Source organism: Luteimonas vadosa (assembly GCF_039543545.1).
GTDB lineage: Bacteria > Pseudomonadota > Gammaproteobacteria > Xanthomonadales > Xanthomonadaceae > Luteimonas > Luteimonas vadosa.
In genome coordinates this window covers 1,207,062-1,225,270 of record NZ_BAABJY010000002.1, presented here as the reverse complement: position 1 = coordinate 1,225,270, position 18,209 = coordinate 1,207,062, and the positions used below count along the sequence as shown (strand labels likewise).

Genomic DNA, 18,209 nt, shown 5'->3' with positions numbered 1-18,209 from the left:
ATCGGTGCATCGGGCCTGGCGCGGCGTTCCCATAGACTGTGCGCCGTCCCGGCCGCGTCGGCGGCCGCCGCATCGGGAAACCACCGCATGAGGATCCTGCTCGCCCGCCATGGTGAAACCGCATGGAACGCCGAGGGCCGTTACCAGGGCCAGGAAGACATCCCGCTCTCGCCCACGGGTGAGCAGCAGGCCCGCGCCCTGGGTGGGCGGCTGCGGGACGTCGGTATCGACCGCGCCGTCTGTTCGCCCCTCGCGCGCGCGCGCGACACCGCGACGCACGCGCTCGGCGAGCGTCGCGCCCCGATGCTCCAGGTCGATGACCGGTTCATGGAGATCGCGCACGGCAGCTGGGAAGGCAAGCTTGCCGGGGAAATCCGCGACGAGGATCCGGAAGGCTTCCGGGCCTGGCGGGAAGCGCCGCACACGGTGCAGATGCCCGGCGGGGAATCGCTGCAGGAGGTGTTCGACCGGTCGTGGGCCGCGCTGGCTGCAAGCTGCGAGGGATTGGGCGAGGACGAGACCTTGCTGGTCGTCGCGCATGATGCGGTGAACCGCGTCTTGCTGTGCCGCATCCTGGGCATCCCCCTGTCGCGGCTGTGGAGCTTCCGCCAGGCGCCGACCACGCTGAACCTGCTCGAAGGCCCCGGCGTCGATCGGCTGGACGTCGTCCGTCTCAACGATTGCAGCCACCACACGCTGCTGTTCGGCGAAGCGGTCCACCGCGCACTCTGAAGCGTCCGCCGGGTTGCATGGTGCGCCTGGCGACGCGGGCGGGCGCAGTACCCGGACACGAACCGGTGCCTTGCCGGCGTGAGTGGTGGGCGACCCTACAATGGCCAGCATGGCGCGCACGCTTCCCGACTGGCTGGCCTTCATCGAACGCCAGCATCCTTCCGCGATCGCCCTCGGACTCGATCGGGTGCGCGAGGTCTCGTTGCGCATGGGGTTGCGCCGGCCAGCGCCCCGCGTGGTCACGGTGGCGGGGACCAACGGCAAGGGTTCCACGGTCGCCTTCATCGAGGCCATCGCCCGCGCCGCCGGTTTCCGCACGGGTGCCTACACCTCGCCGCACCTGGTGGCCTACAACGAGCGCATCCGCATCGATGGCGATGATGCCGGCGACGCGGAACTCGTGGCGGCCTTCCAGGCCGTGGACGCGGCACGCGGCGACACCTCGCTGACCTATTTCGAGTACGGCACGCTCGCCGCGCTGTGGCTGTTCTCGCGGGCCCGGCTCGACCTGGCGATCCTGGAAGTGGGGCTGGGCGGCCGACTCGATGCCGTCAACTTGGTCGATGCCGACGTTTCCGTGATCACCACGGTCGACCTCGACCACCAGGACTGGCTCGGCGCGGACCGGGAGGCCATCGGCCTGGAGAAAGCCGGCGTCGCACGCGCCGGAAGGCCGCTGGTGCTCGGCGAAGACGACCCCCCGGCCAGCGTGTTGCGCCACGCCTATCGCATCGGCGCGCCCGCGATCCGGGCGGGCAGCGATTACCTGGTCGAAAGGCGGGCCGACGGGTGGCGCTGGCGGGAGCCGGGATTCGAAGTGGACCTGCCGATGCCGCGGCTGGCGGCGCCCGTCCAGTTGCGCAACGCCGCGGCCGCGATCGCAGCGCTGCGCGCATTGGATCTGGAGATCCCCCGGCAGGCCTGGGGCGAGGGCGTGTCGGACGCGCGGGTGGCCGGTCGCCTGCAGCGCTTCATGCGCGACGGCATCGAGGTACTCGTCGACGTCGGCCACAACCCGCAAGCGGCGCGCGCGTTGTCCGACGCACTGCGTGCGCTGCCCGTTGCCGGCCGGACGCACGTCGTCTACGCGGCGCTGGCGGACAAGGACGCCGTCGGCGTGGTCTCTGCGCTGGCGGGACAGGTCGATGGCTGGCACCTGGCGGGGCTGGAACACGCGGGCGCGCGTGGCACGAGCGTGGATGGACTGGCGGACAAGCTCGCCGGCACCGCGGCGGCGTCCGGGGCGCGCCACGCGACCGTCGCCGAAGCGATGTCGGCGGCGTTGCCGCAATTGCGCGTCGGCGACCGCTTGCTGGTCTTCGGATCGTTCCATACGGCCGCCGAGGCCCTGGGCGTGCTCGCCGCCGATCCCGGAGCCCCGCGCGAAGCCATCGGTTCATCGGTCGATCCGGGGGGCGGCGTATAATCCGCGTGCCCCGCCGCGCGCGACATCGATGGATCCTGGATCGTGGAACCACAATTGAAGCAGCGCCTCGTCGGTGCCGCAGTGCTCGTCGCCCTGGCGGTGATCTTCCTCCCGATGCTGGTCAAGGGTCCGGCGCCGGACAGCGGCGTATCCGACCTCTCGCTCACCATGCCCGACGCACCCGAGGGCGAGTACGCCACTCGCGACCTCCCATTGGTGGAACCGCAACCGGCTTCGCCGGGGGCGCTCGATGAACAAGCCCTGCCAACGGTCGACACCGCCGATCCGTCGCCTGCCAGCCGCCCCATCCCATTGGGCGCGGACCCGGCGGTAGCCGGATCCGGGTTGCCCGAGCCCATAGCGGCCAGCCCGCGGCTACCGGCCAGCGTGGCCGGCGGCGACTACGCCGTCGGTTTCGGCGCGTATTCCAGCGCGACGAATGCCCAAGCCGTCGTCGCGCGGCTGCGCGAGTCCCGGCTTCCCGCCTATCGCGAGTCGACCACCGTCGACGGCAAACCGGCCTGGCGCGTGCGCATCGGCCCCTATGCGACCCGGGCCGATGCGGAGGCAGCGCGGGTATTGGCCGAACTGATCCCCAACGACGTCGACGCCCGCGTGGTCGCGCTGGATGCCGGGGCCACCCGGCCCACGCCGCAGCCGGGCCCCCCGGCGGCCGCCGGCTCGCCGGCCGATACCGTGGCCGTGCCCGAGCCGGTCGCGGCGAAAGCCCCGGCGGCCAAGCCCGCCGCCGCGGCGGACGTCGGCTTCGCGGTCCAGGTCGGCGCCTTCCGCAATGCCGCCGACGCCACCGCCTTGCGCGACCGCATCCGCGGCGCGGGCTTCAACGCCTTCACCGAGGCGGTCCAGACCGACCAGGGCGCCTTGACCCGGGTCAAGGCCGGCCCGGTGCTCGGCCGCGGCGACGCCGACCAGCTCAGGTCGCAGCTCAAGTCCCGGCTGGGCCTGGACGGGATCGTCCGTTCCCATCCCTGACGCGTTTCCCCGCAACCCCACCCCCGAAACTCCCAAAGGACGCCAACGCCATGTGCGGCATCATCGGCATCGTCGCCACCTCCGAAGTCGCTCCCGCGCTCTACGACGGACTGACCGTGCTGCAGCACCGGGGGCAGGACGCGGCCGGCATCGCGACGGCCGTCGGGACGCAGCTGCGCGTGCACAAGGGCAACGGCCTGGTGCGCGACGTGTTCGATGCGCGCGCGATGGCCTTGCTCGAGGGCCGCGTCGGCATCGCCCATTGCCGCTACCCGACCGCCGGCAGCGAGGGCACCGACGAGGCGCAGCCGTTCTACGTCAACTCGCCGTACGGCATCGCGCTGGCGCACAACGGCAACCTGATCAACACCGATGCCCTGCGGCGCGAGGTGTTCGAGGAGGACCGCCGCAACATCAACACCGAGTCCGACTCCGAAGTGCTGCTGAACGTCTTCGCGCACGAACTGGACCGTGAACGCAGCTTGTCGCCGGAGTCCGCGTTCCGCGCGATCGAAGGCGTGAACCGGCGCTCGAGGGGCGGATACGCAGCGGTCGCCACGGTCCTGGGCCTCGGCCTGGTCGCCTTCCGCGACCGGCACGGCATCCGCCCCCTGGTCCTGGGCAAGCGCGTGGTCGATGGCAGCGACGAATACGCGGTGGCATCCGAGTCAGTGGCACTGGACATCCTGGGCTTCGAGCGCGTGCGCGACGTGCGTCCCGGCGAGGGCGTGGTGGTCACCGCGCGCGGCGAGCTGCACACGCGCATGTGCGCCGAACCGGGCGAGCCGGCGCCGTGCATCTTCGAGTACGTCTATTTCGCGCGCCCCGACTCGATGATCGAGGACATCTCGGTGCACAAGGCCCGGATGCGCATGGGCGTGACCCTGGGCGAGAAGATCCTGCGCGAGCGCCCGGACCACGACATCGACGTGGTGATCCCGATCCCGGACACCTCGCGCGACTCGGCGCTCGAGCTCGCGAGCGTGCTGGGCGTGAAGTACCGCGAGGGCTTCATCAAGAACCGGTACGTCGGCCGGACCTTCATCATGCCGGGGCAGGGCGAACGCGCGAAATCGGTCAAGCGCAAGCTCAACCCGATCCCGCTCGAGTTCCGCGGCCGCGTCGTCCTGCTGGTGGACGATTCCATCGTGCGCGGCACCACCTCGCGGCAGATCGTGCAGATGGCGCGCGATGCCGGGGCGCGAAAGGTCTACCTCGCCTCCGCCGCACCTCCCGTGCGCCATCCCAACATCTACGGCATCGACATGCCGACGCCCGAGGAACTGATCGCGCACGGCCGCAGCGAGGCCGAGATCGAGCGCATGATCGGCTGCGACTGGCTCGTTTACCAGGACCTGGCCGACCTCGAGGCGGCCGTGGCGGGGCCGAAGTTCCCGGGCCGCAGGTTCGACAGCTCATGCTTCAGCGGCGAGTACATCACCGGCGTGGAACCGGGTTACTTCGAGCGCCTCCAGCAGCTGCGTTCCGACGACGCCAAGCGGCAGCGCCGGCTGGCGTTGTAACGCGCGTGCGCTGATGCCTTGCCTGTTCCAGGCGGCCCGGGACTGCCTGGCCGCCAGCCAGCCCGACGAGAAGCTGGCGATGAGCTTCGCGGCCGCCGCGGCCTACCGGCGCGGGGAGCTCGACATCGATGGCACGGCCACGCCACCCGGGCCGATCGCCATGCCTGGCCGTCCCGCCAGGCCCGCCCTCGTGCATCCCCGCGAACTGCCGCGCCGCGGACTCGGGACCCCAGTGGGCCGCGCCGCCTTCGTGCACGCCATCGCCCACATCGAGTTCAACGCCATCGACCTGGCCTGGGACGCGGTCTACCGGTTCCGCGGCATGCCCGGAGACTTCTACGCGGACTGGGTCGCGGTCGCCGACGATGAAGCGCGCCACTTCGCGATGCTGCGCGCGCGGCTCCAGGACCTCGGCCACGACTACGGCGACTTCGATGCGCACAACGGCCTGTGGGAAATGGCCGAGAAGACCGCGCACGACGGGCTTGCCCGGATGGCGCTGGTGCCACGGGTGTTGGAGGCCCGCGGGCTGGACGTCACCCCGGGGATGATCGTGAAACTGCGCAAGCTGGGCGACGAGGCGACGGCCGGCATCCTGGAGACGATCCTTCGCGAGGAGGTCGCCCACGTGGCCGCCGGCAGCCGCTGGTTCCGATGGTTCTGCGCACGCAGCGGGGACGAGCCGGAAGCGAAGTTCCGCGAGCTGCTGGCCGAGTATGCCCGCGCCGTGCTCCACGGTCCGTTCAACGAGGAGGCCCGGCTGGCCGCCGGGTTCGGCGAACGGGAACTGGCTGCATTGCGCGAGCTGGCCGGATGACGCGGTATGCCGCGTTGCAACGGATGTCGTCGAACGTGGGGGAGGGCGCCATGAGCGTGGGCAGGTGCATGCCGGTTGGCCTGTTGGTCCTCGCGCTGGCATCGGCCTGCGCGTCCCTGCCGCCGCGGGCCGGGGAAGGTCCTTCGACCCACCGTTACCGCGCCGCCGGCAACGAGCCCTTCTGGTCGGTCGACGTCGACGGCGCGCGGTTGGTGTTCAGGACGCCGGAGAACGTGGACGGCACGGTGATTCCGGCAGAACGCCTCATCGACGGCACTGATGTCGTGTTTACCCAGCGTGCCGGCAACCCACCATTCCTCCTGCGCCTCAAGCCCGGCCCCTGCTAGGACACGATGGCCGACAAGACCTGGACGCATGTCGCGTCCTTCGCCCGCGGCGGGCGAACCCTGCAGGGATGTGCCGAAGCGATCGACTAGCCGGTGACGTCGTGGTCCGGCGCGGCCCGCGCATGGTGCCGGTCGCACCTGTCATGCCACCGGGTCCAGTCCGGCGAGTTCGGTCCCGTCGCCATCGACCCGCAAGACCGATCCCTGTTCGTACCAGTCGCCCAGCACGATGCGGGTGCGCCCGTCCTGGCAGTGGATCGCCGGCCGATGGGTGTGGCCGTGGATGATCCGATCGATGCCGTGCGCCCGGAAGGCGTCGTCCACCGCATCGGGCGCGACGTCGGTGATCGTTTCCATGGTCCCGGCTTCGCGCAGCGCGCCCTGGTGCTTCGCGCTGGCGCCCCGCGCTTGGCGGGCGAACGCCAGCCGCGCCTCGAGCGGCTGCGACAGGAATTGCCGTTGCCATTCCGGATCCCGGGTCTGCGCGCGGAACTGCTGGTAGGCAAGGTCGCCGGTGCACAGGGTGTCGCCATGCATCAGTAGCGTGGGAGTTCCATGCAGGTCGACGCGCGTCGGGTCGGGCAACAGCGTCATGCCGCAGCGCTCGGCGTACGCGTCGCCGAGCAGGAAGTCGCGATTGCCGTGAATGAAGAAGACGGGCACCCCGTCGTCGGAAAGCGCCTTGAGCTTCCGCGCCACCAAGGCACCGGCCTGCGAGGGATCGTCGTCGCCGATCCAGGCCTCGAACAGGTCGCCCAGGATGTACAGCGCGTCCGCGCCGCGCGCCTCGCCGTCGATGAATTCGCCGAACAGGCGGGTGCTGCCGGGCCGCGCGTCGTCGAGGTGCAGGTCGGAGATGAACAGCGTGGGCATGCGCCGATTGTAGGCCCGCGCCCGCCATGCCGTTCCCGTGGACCCTGTGATCCTCGGGCCCCCAGCCGCTCGCTGCGGGACGGCAAGCGGTAAAATCGTCGATTCCCTCGTTCCGCGAGTCACGCATGGCCTGTCGTACCCGTTTCGCCCCGAGCCCGACCGGTTACCTCCACATCGGCGGCGCGCGTACCGCGCTGTACTGCTGGCTGGAGGCGCGGCGGCACGGTGGCCAGTTCATCCTGCGCATCGAGGACACCGACCGCGAGCGCAGCACGCAGGCGGCGATCGACGCCATCCTGCAGGCGATGGACTGGCTGGGGCTCGATTACGACGAGGGCCCGGTCTACCAGACCCATCGCCTGGACCGCTACCGGGAAGTCGCCGAGCAGCTCGTCGCCGGCGGGCATGCCTATTACGCCTACGAGTCGAAGGACGAGCTCGACGCCATGCGCGAGGCGGCCATGGCTGCCGGCGGGAAACCTCGCTACAACGGCGCCTACCGGGAGCGCGGCGAAGCATGGCGCGATGACCCCAATCGCGTCATCCGGCTCAAGAACCCCTTGGAGGGCACGGTGGCGTGGGACGACAAGGTCAAGGGTCGGATCGAGATCGCCAATGGCGAACTGGACGACCTGGTGATCCTGCGCCCCGACGGGCACCCGACCTACAACTTCGCCGTGGTGGTCGACGATGTCGACATGGAGATCACCGATGTCGTGCGCGGCGACGACCACGTCAACAACACGCCGCGCCAGATCAACATCTATCGCGCGCTGATCGAACTGGGCTTGGCGGGCGGCGTGCCGTCGTTCTCCCACCTGCCCATGATCCTGGACGAGCACGGCGCCAAGCTCTCCAAGCGCACCGGGGCCGCCGACGTGATGCAGTACCGCGACGCCGGCTACCTCCCGCACGCCCTGCTGAACTATCTGGTGCGGCTTGGCTGGTCGCATGGCGACCAGGAGGTGTTCTCCATCGCCGAGATGACGGCGCTGTTCGACCTCAAGGACGTCAACGCCAAGGCGGCGCGCATGGATCCAGCCAAGCTTGGCTGGCTCAACCAGCAATACCTCAAGGCCGACGCGCCGCAGGACGTCGCCGCGCACCTCGACTGGCACCTGCGGCAGGCGGGGTGCGATCCGCAGGACGGACCCGCGCCTGCGGATGTCGTGCTGGCACTGCGGGATCGCGTCCAGACCCTCAAGGACATGTCCGAACGCGCACTGGTCTGGTACCAGCCGTTGGCCGTCTACGACGACAAGGCGGTCGCCAAGCACCTCACCGCCGAGGCCGGCATGCCCCTGGCCGAGGCGCGCGAACGCCTGGCGAAGCTGCCCTCATGGACCGTGGAAGCCGTCGGCGAGGCGCTGCACGCAACCGCCGAGGCGCTGGGACTGGGCATGGGCAAGGTGGCGCAGCCGATGCGAGTGGCGATCACGGGCACGCAGGTCAGCCCGGACATCGCGCACACCGTCTACCTCGCCGGTCGCGACGAGGCCTTGAATCGCATCGACGCGGCGCTGGCGCTGATCGACGCGTCATAGGCGAATCCCCGCACCCTCGGGCAACCACGCCGCCGGACGGGTGCCTGCTCGAGGTCCGGACATGCCACCCGCATCCCTCCGCGTGGCGCACGCTGGAACGCGCGCCGGCCGCTGGCCGCGGCTGCCATGCATTGAGCGCCGGCGTGTTTGCCACCATCATGACCCCATGCCCCGGCACGAGTGCACCGATCCCCGCCACCACGTCGAAGATGCCGCCGCCTATGTGGTGGCGGTCGAACGTGCGTGCCGCGAGCGCGGCCTTCGGCTGACGCCGATCCGCGCGCGGGTGCTGGCGCTGATCGCCGAGGTCGGGCAACCGATCAAGGCCTACGACCTGCTGGACCAGGTGCGCCAAGGCGAGGGCCCCGGCGCGGCGGCCCCGCCGACGGTGTACCGCGCGCTCGATTTCCTGCTGGCCAACGGCTTCATCCACAAGCTGCAATCGGTCAATGCCTTCGTCGCGTGCCACCATCCCAGCACGGCGCAGCATTCGGTGCCGTTCCTGATCTGCGATCGCTGCCACGACGCGGTCGAACTGGAGGACCGCGAGGTCGTGCGAGCGTTGGACGACCGCGCGCGCGCGTTGGGATTCGAGCCCCAGGCGCAGACCCTGGAAGTGCACGGGTTGTGCGCCCGCTGCAGCGCGAAGGGCCGGGACCCGGGTTGAGCGACGCCCGGCGGTTGCGGGGGAGCCGCGGGACCGGACAAGGCGGCGCCGTTCTGCGACTTCGCCCGGGCAAGCCGTCCGCCCCGCACCCAGGCGCGCTTGCGCATGCGGGAGGCGCTGCGTGATCCGCGTGATCCTTTCAGCGCGGTCCGATATCCGGGTCCTGGAAGCCGGGATCCGGCTTACAGCATCAGGGTTTCCGTGCGCTTACGGGGACGACCTCCGTTTCCCCCAGGTGCTGCCCTAGAAGAACACACGCACGCCTGCGGTCACGCTGCGCCCGGGCAGGGGGGCCAGGTCCTTGAGGAAGGACGTGTGCGGGCGCGCCTCCTGGTCGAGCAAGTTGCTGCCGTCCAGGAACAGCTCCCAGGCGTTCCCGCCGGGCGTGTCGCGGTGCCAGGCCAGGTTGGCGTGTACGAGCGTGTAGCCATCGGTGGCGGTCTCGAAGGCGGCCACGTCGTCCTGGCTGGCGTAGCGCACCGCACCCAGGCCCGCGCGCCAGCCGTTGCCGGCCCAACGCAGTTCCGCACCGACGCGCCCGGGGGCGATCCGTGGGAGGTTGCCGGACTGCGCGATGTCTGCGGTGAACGCCTCGACCTCGCCGTCCTCCTCGACGGCGAAGGCCACCGTGCGCTCGCCGTCCCCGGTGAGTCGGGCGCGCACCGTGTCGGCGAAGACGCGGGCGGTCCAGGCACCGGTCTCGTTCTCCAGGAAGGTCCACTGAACGTCGATCTCGCCGCCGGTGAAGCGCGCATCGGCCTGGTTCCAGACCCGCGCCGGCGTGCCGTGCGCCTCCACGCCGGTGTCGGCGAGATGGATGAAATCGTCGTAGTGGACCTGGTACAGGGCCGCGTCCAGCTTGAGCGCGCCGCGATGCCAGTGCAGGCCGAGTTCGGCGCGACGGGCGGTTTCCACGTCCAGCGTCGGGTCGCCGAATTCGAAGCTTCCGGTGGCGACGTGCAGCCCGTTGGAATAGAGCTCCTCCGCCGCTGGCGCGCGCTGCGCGCGATCCAGTCCCAGCGACAGATGGACGTCCTCGCCGAAGTTCCAGCGCGCTGCGGCCGACAGGCTGGTGCCGTCGAAGTCACGGGACGGTCCGACGGCCACGGCGGGGTCGACGTCGATGCTGCTGCGGTCGTGGCGCGCCCCGAGTTCCAGCGACAGCGCACCGAAATCGCGCTCGCCGACCCAGAACAGGCCGGTGTCGCGCGAATCGGATCCCGGCACGAACGCCTCGTCGCCGACGGCACTGAATTCGCGCCGCGACACCTGCAGCCCGAAGGCGCCGGTCCACCCCGCCCACGCGCGGTGGACCAGTTCCGCGCGGCCCTCGTAAGCGCGGTTGTCGAACACGGTGCCCACGGCGCCGCCTTCGAACTCGGTATGGGTGTAATCGTTGCGCGCCAGTTTCACCCGCAGGGTCTGGAAGGCGCCGAGTTCGTCGAGGCCCGCACGGACTTCTTGGCGGCGCTGGTCGAGCACGATGTCCACCTGGGCGTCTTCACTCCCATCGGCCTCGTCGTGCCCGTCGTCGTGGTGGTGGGCCGCACCGGGGATGCCGTAGCGGGTATTGAACAGGCTGGCGCCGACGCCGATGAAGCCGCGTCCACCGACCCAGGAAACGCCCAGTGCACCGCTGTCTGTGCGCAGGGCGCTGTTGGGCAGGGTGCCGGCGATCTCTTCGGCCTCTTCGCCTTCCGCAGCTTCCTCCGCACGCAAGCCAGCGCTCTCGGCGAATCCGGGGATGTCGTAGTCGCCGGTCTCGCGGTGCAGGCCATCGACGTGGAACACCAGGTTGCCCGACGCCGAGGTGGCGTCAACGCGGACCATCCCGGTCTTCTCGTCGTTGACGCTGCCCGCGCGCAGCTCGGCACGGCCCTCGAGCGGTTGCGCGGTGACCGCCTCGGGGATGCGGCCGTCGACCACGTTCACCGCGCCGCCGATCGCCCCGCTGCCGTAGAGCAGGGTGGCCGGTCCCTTGAGCACTTCGATCTGGTTGGCGAGGAAGGGCTCGATGCTGACCGCATGGTCGGCACTGAGGGTGGAGACGTCGCCTGAGCCGAGGCCGTCATTGAGTACCTGCACCCGGGCGCCGTCCAGGCCGCGGATGATCGGTCGGCCGACGCCGGGCCCGAAGTACGACGACTGCACCCCGGGCAGGCGCGCGACGGTCTCGCCCAGCGAGTTGGCCTTGGCCTCGTCGAGCCGGGCGCCAGCCAGGACCTCCACCGGGCGGGTGAGATCCTCCGCCGTCTTGGGCAGTGGTGTGGCACGCACGATGACGGCGTCCAGGTCGGTGGGCTCTTCGTGCCGCGGGTCGTCCTGGGCCACGGCGGGCAGGGCGAGGCCCGGGGCCAGGCAAAGCGCCAGGGCGAGGCGGGAACGGCGGGGCAATGCAGGCGAGCCGGGGCGTTGAGCGCTGTTCATGCGGGCAGGGATCCGGGCAGGGCGAAGACCCGCTGGATGTTATAATGTTTCACCATGGACGCCCACCGCCCGGAAGTCATCGTTCAGCCCCGAGCCGCGTTGCGGACGGCGGACCGGTTCGGGTTCGCCGCATCCTTCCTGTGCGCCGTGCACTGCGCCCTCTTGCCGCTTGCGCTGGCCCTGCTGCCGGCCTTGGGGCTCAACGTGGGGGGGTGGATCGACCTGGACCAGGCCTTCGTGGTCTTCGCCACCTTGTTGGGCCTGACCACGCTGACGCTCGGCTACCGCCGGCACCGGGCCTTCCGCGCCTGGGCCCTGCTGCTTCCGGGCCTTGTGATGGTCTGGGCGGGCGCGTTCACCAGCCTGCATACGCACGGCCTGCTGCACGCGGCGGTGATGGCCCTGGGCGGGGGATTGCTGGCGGCCGCGCACCTGGCCAACTTGCGGCTGACGCATGGCGCTGGAGCGGCCGGCGGCGGGTGAGGGGGCGAGCCGCGTGCTAGGATTCGCGCCTCGCTGTGCACTCGCGACAGCACCTGCCGCCGAGGCAGGGGAATCCAGGACCAGGAGCAACAAGATGGGCAAGGGCGACCGCAAGACCGCCAAGGGCAAGCGTTACAACTCCAGCTACGGCAATGCCCGTACGCAGGTGACCAAGAAGGCCGCGGGCTCCGCCTCCGCGCCGGTCGCGAAGAAGGCCGCGGCCAAGACCGCGACGAAGACGTCCGTCCGCAAGACGGCGAAGAAGGCCGTCGCCAAGAAGTCCGTTGCCAAGGAATAAGCGCGGCGCGACGGCGGCACCGAAAGCCCCGCATTGCGGGGCTTTTTCGTGGGCGCAAGAACCTCAGCGCGGCTCGGCGCCGGCTTCGATCGCGGCCCAGACCCGCAGCAGGTTGCCGCCCAGGATCTTGCGGATGTCGGCCTCGGCATAGCCGCGCGCCTGCAGGCCGGCGACGAAGTTCGGGAAGTCGGCGACCGTGCGCAGCGAGTCGGGCAGGTTGCCGCTGACGCCGTCGAAGTCGGAGCCGATGCCGACATGGTCGACGCCCACCAGCTTCACGGCGTGGTCGACCTGGTCGAGCACGGCGTCGATCCTGGTCGGTGGCGAGGGATGCGCGGCGTCCCAGTCGTCATCGAATTTCTTCTCGTCCAGCAGCGGCTGGCCCGCGGCCTTGCGCGCCGCATTGCGCTTGTTGAACTCGGCCTCTGCGCGGAAGTAGGCCTGGACGTCGGCCGCCGCGACCGGGTTGACGAAGGCATTTCCGAACGGGATCTGCACGACCCCGCCCCTGGCGGCGATGGCCTCGAGCAGTTCGTCGCTCAGGTTGCGCTCGAAGCCCGGGGTGAAATGGCGCAGCGCCGAATGGCTGGCGATCACCGGCACCGTGCTCAGCTCCACCGCCTGCCGCACCGCCGGGTCGGACAGGTGGGACACGTCGACCATGATGCCGAGCCGGTTCATCTCCGCCACCACCTCGCGCCCGAACGGGCTGAGGCCGTTCCACTTCTTCTCCAGCGCGTACGAGGAATCGCTGATCCGGTTGTTGCCGCTGTGCGCGAGGGTGATGTAACGCACCCCGCGGTCGAAGAAGAACCGGAGGTTGGCGAGGTCGTCGCCGATCGGTGCACCGTTCTCCATGCCCATCGGCAGCAGCACGCGGCCACCTTCGCGCAGCCTGTCGACGTCGCCCGGCGATGTCAGGATCGCGAACTTGTCCGGATGCCGCGCCGCCAGCGCCTGGACCGCATCGATCATGGTGTTGGCGACCTGCCACGCGCTGCCATCGTCGTCCTGGCGGGGCGAGGTGTAGATCGACATGAAGGCGACGTCCAGCCCGCCGGCGCGAGCGCGCGGATAGTCGAATTCGCGGTCTGGCGCGGCCTTGCCGAGGTCCGCCCACTTCTTCATCAACTGCCCCGGCGCGTCGATGTGAGTGTCGACGATGAGGGCGTCGCGGGCCAGTTGTACGGCGGCCGGTGGGGCGTCGGACGCGACGGCGGGCAGCGCGATGGCGAGGCCGAGGCAGCCCCCGAGGACGAGGCGATGCATGGAAGCTCCGGGCAGCAGGAAGGTCCGCACAGTGTGCCGGATTGCCGGAGCGGCTTCAGCAGGGCCTGCACCGCCGCGGCCTGGCGCGTCGAGCTCCATGCGGCGGCGTGACGGCGCGGGCGGCCATGCGGCGGATTTCACGCCACGCGACGCCCGCCGGCGTACACGCCGGCCGCCAGGTTGCCCCCGAGCCAGTAGCAGAGCGCCGCCGGCTCATGCACCCGCCAGCGCACGAAGTCCGCGCGCATGCCCGCGCGCAGCACGCCGCGATCGGCCAGGCCCAGTGCGCGCGACGCGTGCACGGTGGCGCCCCGCAACGCCTCCTCGGGCGTCAGCCGGAAGTGCGTGCAGGCCAGCTGCATCGCCTGGCGCAGCGACAGCAGCGGCGAGGTGCCCGGATTGCAATCGGTGGCGACCGCCATCGGCACGCCGTGGTCGCGCAACAGGTCCAGCGGCGGCAGCTTCGTCTCCCGAAGCACGTGGAACGCACCCGGCAGCAGCACCGCCACGGTGCCGGCACGCGCCATCGCCTTCACGCCGGCCTCCGAGGCGTACTCGATGTGGTCGGCGGACAGCCCCCCGAACTCGGCTACCAACCCCGCGCCGCCAAGGTCGCTGAGCTGGTCGGCGTGCAGCTTGACCGGCAGGTCGAGCGCGTGCGCGGCTTCGAACACCCGTCGCGTCTGCGCCGCGGTGAAGCCGATGCCTTCGCAGAAGGCGTCGACGGCGTCGACCAGGCCTTCGGCGTGCAGCCTCGGCAACCAGTCCACGACCTCGTCCACGTAGGCATCCGGCCGGCCGGCGAACTCCGGCGGCAGGGCGTGCGCCCCGAGGAAGGTGGTGCGGACCTCGATGCCCAGCTCGCCGCCGATGCGTCGCGCAACGCGCAGCATCTTGCGTTCGCTGGCGTAGTCCAGCCCGTAGCCGGACTTGATCTCCAGCGTGGTCACGCCATCGCCGCGTAGCGCCTCCGCGCGTGGAAGCGACTGCGCCAGCAGGGCATACTCGTCGGCGGCGCGGGTATGGCGCACGGTGGAGAGGATGCCGCCGCCTGCGCGGGCGATGGCTTCGTAGCTGGCGCCCTCCATGCGCTGCTCGAACTCGGCCGCACGGTCGCCTCCGAACACGACGTGCGTGTGGCAGTCGATGAGCCCGGGGGTGATGCAGTCGCCGCCGGCGTCGATCACCTCGTCGGCCAACGCCTCCGGACGGTCGGGCAGGGTCGCGCCCGTGCCGATGTGGACGATGGCGCCCTCCCGCCAGCCCAGCACGCCATCGTCCTGCATGCCGTAGCCGTCGTCGGCGTCCAGCGTGGCCAGCCGCGCATTGACGACCAGTCCGTCCCAGCGATCGATCGCGGAAGTCTCCATCCTTCGATTGTAAGCGGCCGATGGCGACAGGCCCGGCGTCGCGGGCGACAATGGGCCATGGACCAGACCCACGGCCACGTCGAACCCATCCCCGGCGGCTGGCGCCTCCCCGGCATCGCGAACCTGCATTCCCATGCCTTCCAGCGGGCGATGGCAGGGCTGGCCGAGCGGCAGACCCATCCGGAGGATTCGTTCTGGACCTGGCGCGAGACGATGTACGCCATGGCGGCCCGGTTCGATCCCGACTCGCTCCATGCGGTGGCGTCGCAACTGTACGTGGAGATGCTCGAGGCCGGCTACACCTCGGTATGCGAGTTCCACTACCTGCACCACGCGCCCGACGGCAGCCCGTACGAGGACCGCGCCGCCATGTCGCAGGCGATCATCGCCGCCGCGCGGGAGGCCGGGATCCGCCTGACGCTGCTTCCGGTGCTGTACATGGCGGGCGGCTTCGATGGTCGCGCGCTGGGCGAGCGGCAACGCCGCTTCGGGCACGACGTCGACGGCTACCTGCGCCTGTTCTCCGAGCTGCACGCCCTGCAGGACGGCATGCTGCGCGTCGGTTGCGCCCTGCACAGCCTGCGCGCCGTGCCGCAGGACGCGATGCAGGCGGTCGTGCGATCGCTGCCCGGAGACGCCAGGATCCACGTCCACATCGCCGAACAGATCGGCGAGGTGCAGGACTGCCTCGCCGTCCGCGACGCGCGTCCGGTGGAATGGCTGCTCGACCATGCCGACGTCGATCACCGCTGGACGCTGGTCCATGCCACGCACCTCACCGACGCCGAGGTCGCCGGCATCGCGCGCAGCGGCGCGACGGTAGCGATCTGCCCGACCACGGAAGCCAACCTGGGCGACGGCCTGTTCCCGTTGCGCAAGTACCTGGACGCCGGTGGCGCCTGGGGGATCGGGTCCGATTCGCACATCTCGGTCTCGCCGGTGGAGGAGTTGCGCTGGCTGGAGTACGGCCAGCGACTCGACAGCCGCCACCGCAACATCGCCGTGCGCGAAGGTTCGCAGAGCGTTGGCGATACCTTGCTGCACGACGTGGTCGCCAGCGCCGGCGCCGCTACCGGGTTCGAGGGGACGGGCGACTGCGTGGTGCTCGACGCGCTGGCGCCGCAGCTGGCAGGCGCCACCGGGAGCGACGTCGTCGATCGCTGGATCTTCAGCGGCAATCGAAACCTGGTGCGCGATGTCGAGGTGGGCGGGGAGGTCGTCGTCGGGAACGGTCTCCACCACGACCGCGAAGCGATCGCCGCGCGTTACCGCGGAGTCATGGAGACCTTGCTCCCCGGGTTGTAGCGCCCTGCGCGATGCTCGCATCGCGGGCGGATCCCGGGCACCTGTCTCGAGGGCGTCCCGCGCGACGGCCGGGCTGGCCTCAGTCGACGCTCCGCGATGGTGCGGGCCCCGGGGAAGGCTCGGTGGCCAGGGCAGGTCCCCAGGTGCGCGCAGCGCCGTCGTTCGGTTCAGGGTCCACGCCCAGCAGCCGGGCCAGCAGCGGATAGACATCGACGTTGTCGAAGGGCGCCAGCCGCACCCCGCGGCGGAACGAGGGCCCGTGGGCGACGAACAGGGTGCGCATCGACGGGTCGGCGGGATCGAATCCATGCGACCCCCGGTCGTGGTCGGTGGGCCGCCGCGCGAGCGTCTCGCGACGGATCGCGTCCCAGCCCACGTCCATCTGGCAGACGATGGCCGGGACGCGCGGGTGGCTGCCGTAGCGCCAGCGCGGTGGCAGATCGGACTTCCGCCAGCAGGCATGGTGCGGGTGGCGGCCGAGCAGGTGGCGCGCCGCGTCCGCTTCGCGCCCCGGACGGGGCTCGAAGCCGACAGACTGCCCGGTGGTCACCACCGTGGCCACCTCCGCCGGCACCAGGTCCTCGACCGCGATCGCCTGACCGGGTGGCACGGTCGCCATGCCGTGGTCGGAGACGATGACCAGGTCGGTGGCCTGCCACAGGCCAAGCCGCCCGAGCCCGTCGACCAGCCGGCCCAGCATGGCGTCGACCTCGCGCACGGCGGCGCGCGCCTGCGGGGAATCCGGGCCATGCGCATGGCTGGCGACGTCGATGGCTTCGAAGTACAGGGTCACGAAGCGGGGTCGCGTGGCCGGCGGCTCGCCGAGCCAGTCCAGGACGGCGTCCACGCGCGCGTCCATCGGTCGGTCGGCATCGAACAGGTGCCAGCGGCCCGGACGCACGCCATCGATCGCGGCCTCGGACCCGGGCCAGGACAGGGTGGCCGTGGGCAGGCCCGCGCGCTCCGCCGTGACCCAGATCGGCACGCCGCCCCACCATCGACCATCGCCCACCGCCGCTCGATCTTCGGTCCGGAACCGTCCCAGCGCGTCATCGCGCATGGTGTTGTGGACCACGCCGTGGCGATCGGGGCGCAGGCCCGTGACCAGGGTGTAGTGATTGGGGAAGGTCAGGGTGGGGTATGACGGCGTCATCCAGTCGGCGTGGACGCCCTCGGTCGCCAGCCGTGCCAGGTTGGGCGCCAGGTCGGCGCGCACGTCACCGGCACGGAAGCCATCCAGCGACACCAGCACGACGCTGCGCAGTGTGGAAGGGGGTGGGGCGGCAGTCGCCATCGGCATCGCGTCACCGCCCGGAACGCGTGGCGCCTGGGCGCAGGCGGCCAGCAGGCAGGCCAGGAGGCCGCCGGCAAACCTCCAGCGATCGGGCTTCGGGGATGGCTTCACCGGCACCATCATAGGAACTCCGCGCCAAGCCGAGAAATGTCCCGGACCTGGTACTTCCGGCGCATGCGCCGGGAGTGGCGACAGCCGACATTGGCGATCCCGTCCGGCGAGGTCGCTCCGATGCCTACGCGCTGCCTGCCCACGCTCCTGCTCTCGCTTTCTTTCCTGGCCTCCGCGCAGGACGCGCCACGACCCCCGGCGCCCGCGCCGGCACTGGGGGAAGCCGAATGCCAGGTCTGGGCGCGCGAGCTCGGGTTCGCGCAGTCCGTCGCCGACCATGACGCCGAGGCCTTCGCCGAGCACGTGCACCCGCAGGCCGCCTTCGGCGCCAAGGGGCCCAGGCCGACGCGCGGCCGCGAGGCGGTGGTCGCGGAATGGGCAGGCATCATTTCCGGCGAGCCGGTCGAGGTGCAGTGGTACCCGACGATGGTGACGGTTTCCGGCGACAGCGGCGTCGCGTATTCCAGCGGGCCGGCGCTGTACCGACGGCGGGACGCAAGCGGCGAAACGCAACTCGCGCTCGGGGCCTTCGTCTCCGTCTGGGTTCGCGACGTCGATGGCGCCTGGCGGGTGCTGTACGACGACGGCATCCGCCCGGTGCCGGCCGACGCCGCGCAGGCCGAAGCCTTCACCGCCGGCCGCCGGATCGCCTGCCCCCGGGCATGAGCGAAGCTGAACCGGTTCAACGGATTTTCAGGCGACGTTCCCTGGGCAGGCGTATGGTGGTGGG

General features: G+C 70.9%; 17 protein-coding genes. 12 read left to right on the top strand and 5 right to left on the bottom strand.

The window, feature by feature from the left end; all coding sequences use genetic code 11:
• The first annotated feature begins 87 nt into the window (after positions 1-87).
• The 6 genes from ABD970_RS11510 (at position 88) to ABD970_RS11485 (ending at position 5,838) form a co-directional block, all read left to right on the top strand.
• Positions 88-732, top strand: a complete 645-nt coding sequence (locus ABD970_RS11510; protein ID WP_345295604.1) for a histidine phosphatase family protein — start codon at positions 88-90, stop codon at positions 730-732.
• Between the two features lie 109 nt (positions 733-841).
• Positions 842-2,158 (top strand): bifunctional tetrahydrofolate synthase/dihydrofolate synthase, encoded by a 1,317-nt coding sequence (gene folC, locus ABD970_RS11505; protein WP_425563089.1) that lies wholly within the window; start codon positions 842-844, stop codon positions 2,156-2,158.
• A gap of 42 nt (positions 2,159-2,200) precedes the next feature.
• Complete coding sequence (locus ABD970_RS11500; RefSeq protein ID WP_425563088.1) at positions 2,201-3,151, top strand: SPOR domain-containing protein; 951 nt, start codon at positions 2,201-2,203, stop codon at positions 3,149-3,151.
• A 50-nt stretch (positions 3,152-3,201) separates the two neighbouring features.
• Complete coding sequence (gene purF / locus ABD970_RS11495) at positions 3,202-4,674, top strand: amidophosphoribosyltransferase (RefSeq protein WP_345295602.1); 1,473 nt, start codon at positions 3,202-3,204, stop codon at positions 4,672-4,674.
• 13 nt (positions 4,675-4,687) lie between these two features.
• Positions 4,688-5,491, top strand: a complete 804-nt coding sequence (locus tag ABD970_RS11490; RefSeq protein ID WP_345295601.1) for a ferritin-like domain-containing protein — start codon at positions 4,688-4,690, stop codon at positions 5,489-5,491.
• A 50-nt stretch (positions 5,492-5,541) separates the two neighbouring features.
• Positions 5,542-5,838, top strand: coding sequence for a hypothetical protein (locus ABD970_RS11485; protein WP_345295600.1), 297 nt, complete (start codon positions 5,542-5,544; stop codon positions 5,836-5,838).
• Between the two features lie 141 nt (positions 5,839-5,979).
• Here the strand turns inward: ABD970_RS11485 and lpxH are convergent, their stop codons facing one another.
• Positions 5,980-6,711 (bottom strand): UDP-2,3-diacylglucosamine diphosphatase, encoded by a 732-nt coding sequence (lpxH, locus tag ABD970_RS11480; protein ID WP_345295599.1) that lies wholly within the window; start codon positions 6,709-6,711, stop codon positions 5,980-5,982.
• Between the two features lie 125 nt (positions 6,712-6,836).
• On the opposite strand from lpxH, the gene gltX reads away from it, so the two are divergent.
• Together gltX and ABD970_RS11470 are read left to right on the top strand one after the other, a co-directional pair.
• Positions 6,837-8,255: a glutamate--tRNA ligase gene (gene gltX, locus ABD970_RS11475; RefSeq protein ID WP_345295598.1), complete on the top strand. Its 1,419-nt coding sequence runs from the start codon at positions 6,837-6,839 to the stop codon at positions 8,253-8,255.
• Positions 8,256-8,421: 166 nt separating this feature from the next.
• Positions 8,422-8,922, top strand: coding sequence for a transcriptional repressor (locus ABD970_RS11470; RefSeq protein WP_345295597.1), 501 nt, complete (start codon positions 8,422-8,424; stop codon positions 8,920-8,922).
• Positions 8,923-9,165: 243 nt separating this feature from the next.
• Here the strand turns inward: ABD970_RS11470 and ABD970_RS11465 are convergent, their stop codons facing one another.
• On the bottom strand, positions 9,166-11,349 hold the full coding sequence (locus tag ABD970_RS11465; RefSeq protein ID WP_345295596.1) for a TonB-dependent receptor: 2,184 nt from the start codon (positions 11,347-11,349) through the stop codon (positions 9,166-9,168).
• A 54-nt stretch (positions 11,350-11,403) separates the two neighbouring features.
• On the opposite strand from ABD970_RS11465, the gene ABD970_RS11460 reads away from it, so the two are divergent.
• Positions 11,404-11,832 (top strand): MerC domain-containing protein, encoded by a 429-nt coding sequence (locus ABD970_RS11460; RefSeq protein ID WP_345295595.1) that lies wholly within the window; start codon positions 11,404-11,406, stop codon positions 11,830-11,832.
• Between the two features lie 94 nt (positions 11,833-11,926).
• Complete coding sequence (locus ABD970_RS11455) at positions 11,927-12,130, top strand: 30S ribosomal protein THX (protein ID WP_345295594.1); 204 nt, start codon at positions 11,927-11,929, stop codon at positions 12,128-12,130.
• A 63-nt stretch (positions 12,131-12,193) separates the two neighbouring features.
• On the opposite strand, the gene ABD970_RS11450 is transcribed toward ABD970_RS11455, so the two are convergent.
• Both ABD970_RS11450 and hutI read right to left on the bottom strand, forming a co-directional pair.
• Positions 12,194-13,399 (bottom strand): dipeptidase, encoded by a 1,206-nt coding sequence (locus tag ABD970_RS11450; RefSeq protein WP_345295593.1) that lies wholly within the window; start codon positions 13,397-13,399, stop codon positions 12,194-12,196.
• A 137-nt stretch (positions 13,400-13,536) separates the two neighbouring features.
• Positions 13,537-14,769: an imidazolonepropionase gene (hutI, locus tag ABD970_RS11445; RefSeq protein WP_345295592.1), complete on the bottom strand. Its 1,233-nt coding sequence runs from the start codon at positions 14,767-14,769 to the stop codon at positions 13,537-13,539.
• A 57-nt stretch (positions 14,770-14,826) separates the two neighbouring features.
• On the opposite strand from hutI, the gene ABD970_RS11440 reads away from it, so the two are divergent.
• Positions 14,827-16,074 (top strand): formimidoylglutamate deiminase, encoded by a 1,248-nt coding sequence (locus ABD970_RS11440; protein WP_345295591.1) that lies wholly within the window; start codon positions 14,827-14,829, stop codon positions 16,072-16,074.
• Positions 16,075-16,153: 79 nt separating this feature from the next.
• Here ABD970_RS11440 and ABD970_RS11435 read toward each other — a convergent pair whose 3' ends face one another.
• Positions 16,154-17,479 (bottom strand): alkaline phosphatase family protein, encoded by a 1,326-nt coding sequence (locus tag ABD970_RS11435; protein ID WP_345295590.1) that lies wholly within the window; start codon positions 17,477-17,479, stop codon positions 16,154-16,156.
• Positions 17,480-17,599: 120 nt separating this feature from the next.
• On the opposite strand from ABD970_RS11435, the gene ABD970_RS11430 reads away from it, so the two are divergent.
• A complete protein-coding gene (locus tag ABD970_RS11430) occupies positions 17,600-18,145 on the top strand; it encodes a YybH family protein (protein ID WP_345295589.1) in 546 nt (181 codons plus the stop codon).
• Positions 18,146-18,209: the final 64 nt, after the last annotated feature.

What these genes read in the sequence shown, in the direction of transcription:
- ABD970_RS11440 (WP_345295591.1), top strand. Translation starts at nt 14,827, where the DNA reads ATGGACCAGACCCACGGCCACGTCGAACCCATCCCCGGCGGCTGGCGC.
- ABD970_RS11510 (WP_345295604.1), top strand. Translation starts at nt 88, where the DNA reads ATGAGGATCCTGCTCGCCCGCCATGGTGAAACCGCATGGAACGCCGAG.
- purF (WP_345295602.1), top strand. Translation starts at nt 3,202, where the DNA reads ATGTGCGGCATCATCGGCATCGTCGCCACCTCCGAAGTCGCTCCCGCG.
- ABD970_RS11430 (WP_345295589.1), top strand. Translation starts at nt 17,600, where the DNA reads ATGCCTACGCGCTGCCTGCCCACGCTCCTGCTCTCGCTTTCTTTCCTG.
- folC (WP_425563089.1), top strand. Translation starts at nt 842, where the DNA reads ATGGCGCGCACGCTTCCCGACTGGCTGGCCTTCATCGAACGCCAGCAT.
- ABD970_RS11455 (WP_345295594.1), top strand. Translation starts at nt 11,927, where the DNA reads ATGGGCAAGGGCGACCGCAAGACCGCCAAGGGCAAGCGTTACAACTCC.
- lpxH (WP_345295599.1), bottom strand. Translation starts at nt 6,711, where the DNA reads ATGCCCACGCTGTTCATCTCCGACCTGCACCTCGACGACGCGCGGCCC.
- ABD970_RS11485 (WP_345295600.1), top strand. Translation starts at nt 5,542, where the DNA reads ATGAGCGTGGGCAGGTGCATGCCGGTTGGCCTGTTGGTCCTCGCGCTG.
- hutI (WP_345295592.1), bottom strand. Translation starts at nt 14,769, where the DNA reads ATGGAGACTTCCGCGATCGATCGCTGGGACGGACTGGTCGTCAATGCG.
- ABD970_RS11465 (WP_345295596.1), bottom strand. Translation starts at nt 11,349, where the DNA reads ATGAACAGCGCTCAACGCCCCGGCTCGCCTGCATTGCCCCGCCGTTCC.
- ABD970_RS11450 (WP_345295593.1), bottom strand. Translation starts at nt 13,399, where the DNA reads ATGCATCGCCTCGTCCTCGGGGGCTGCCTCGGCCTCGCCATCGCGCTG.
- ABD970_RS11460 (WP_345295595.1), top strand. Translation starts at nt 11,404, where the DNA reads ATGGACGCCCACCGCCCGGAAGTCATCGTTCAGCCCCGAGCCGCGTTG.
- ABD970_RS11470 (WP_345295597.1), top strand. Translation starts at nt 8,422, where the DNA reads ATGCCCCGGCACGAGTGCACCGATCCCCGCCACCACGTCGAAGATGCC.
- ABD970_RS11490 (WP_345295601.1), top strand. Translation starts at nt 4,688, where the DNA reads ATGCCTTGCCTGTTCCAGGCGGCCCGGGACTGCCTGGCCGCCAGCCAG.
- gltX (WP_345295598.1), top strand. Translation starts at nt 6,837, where the DNA reads ATGGCCTGTCGTACCCGTTTCGCCCCGAGCCCGACCGGTTACCTCCAC.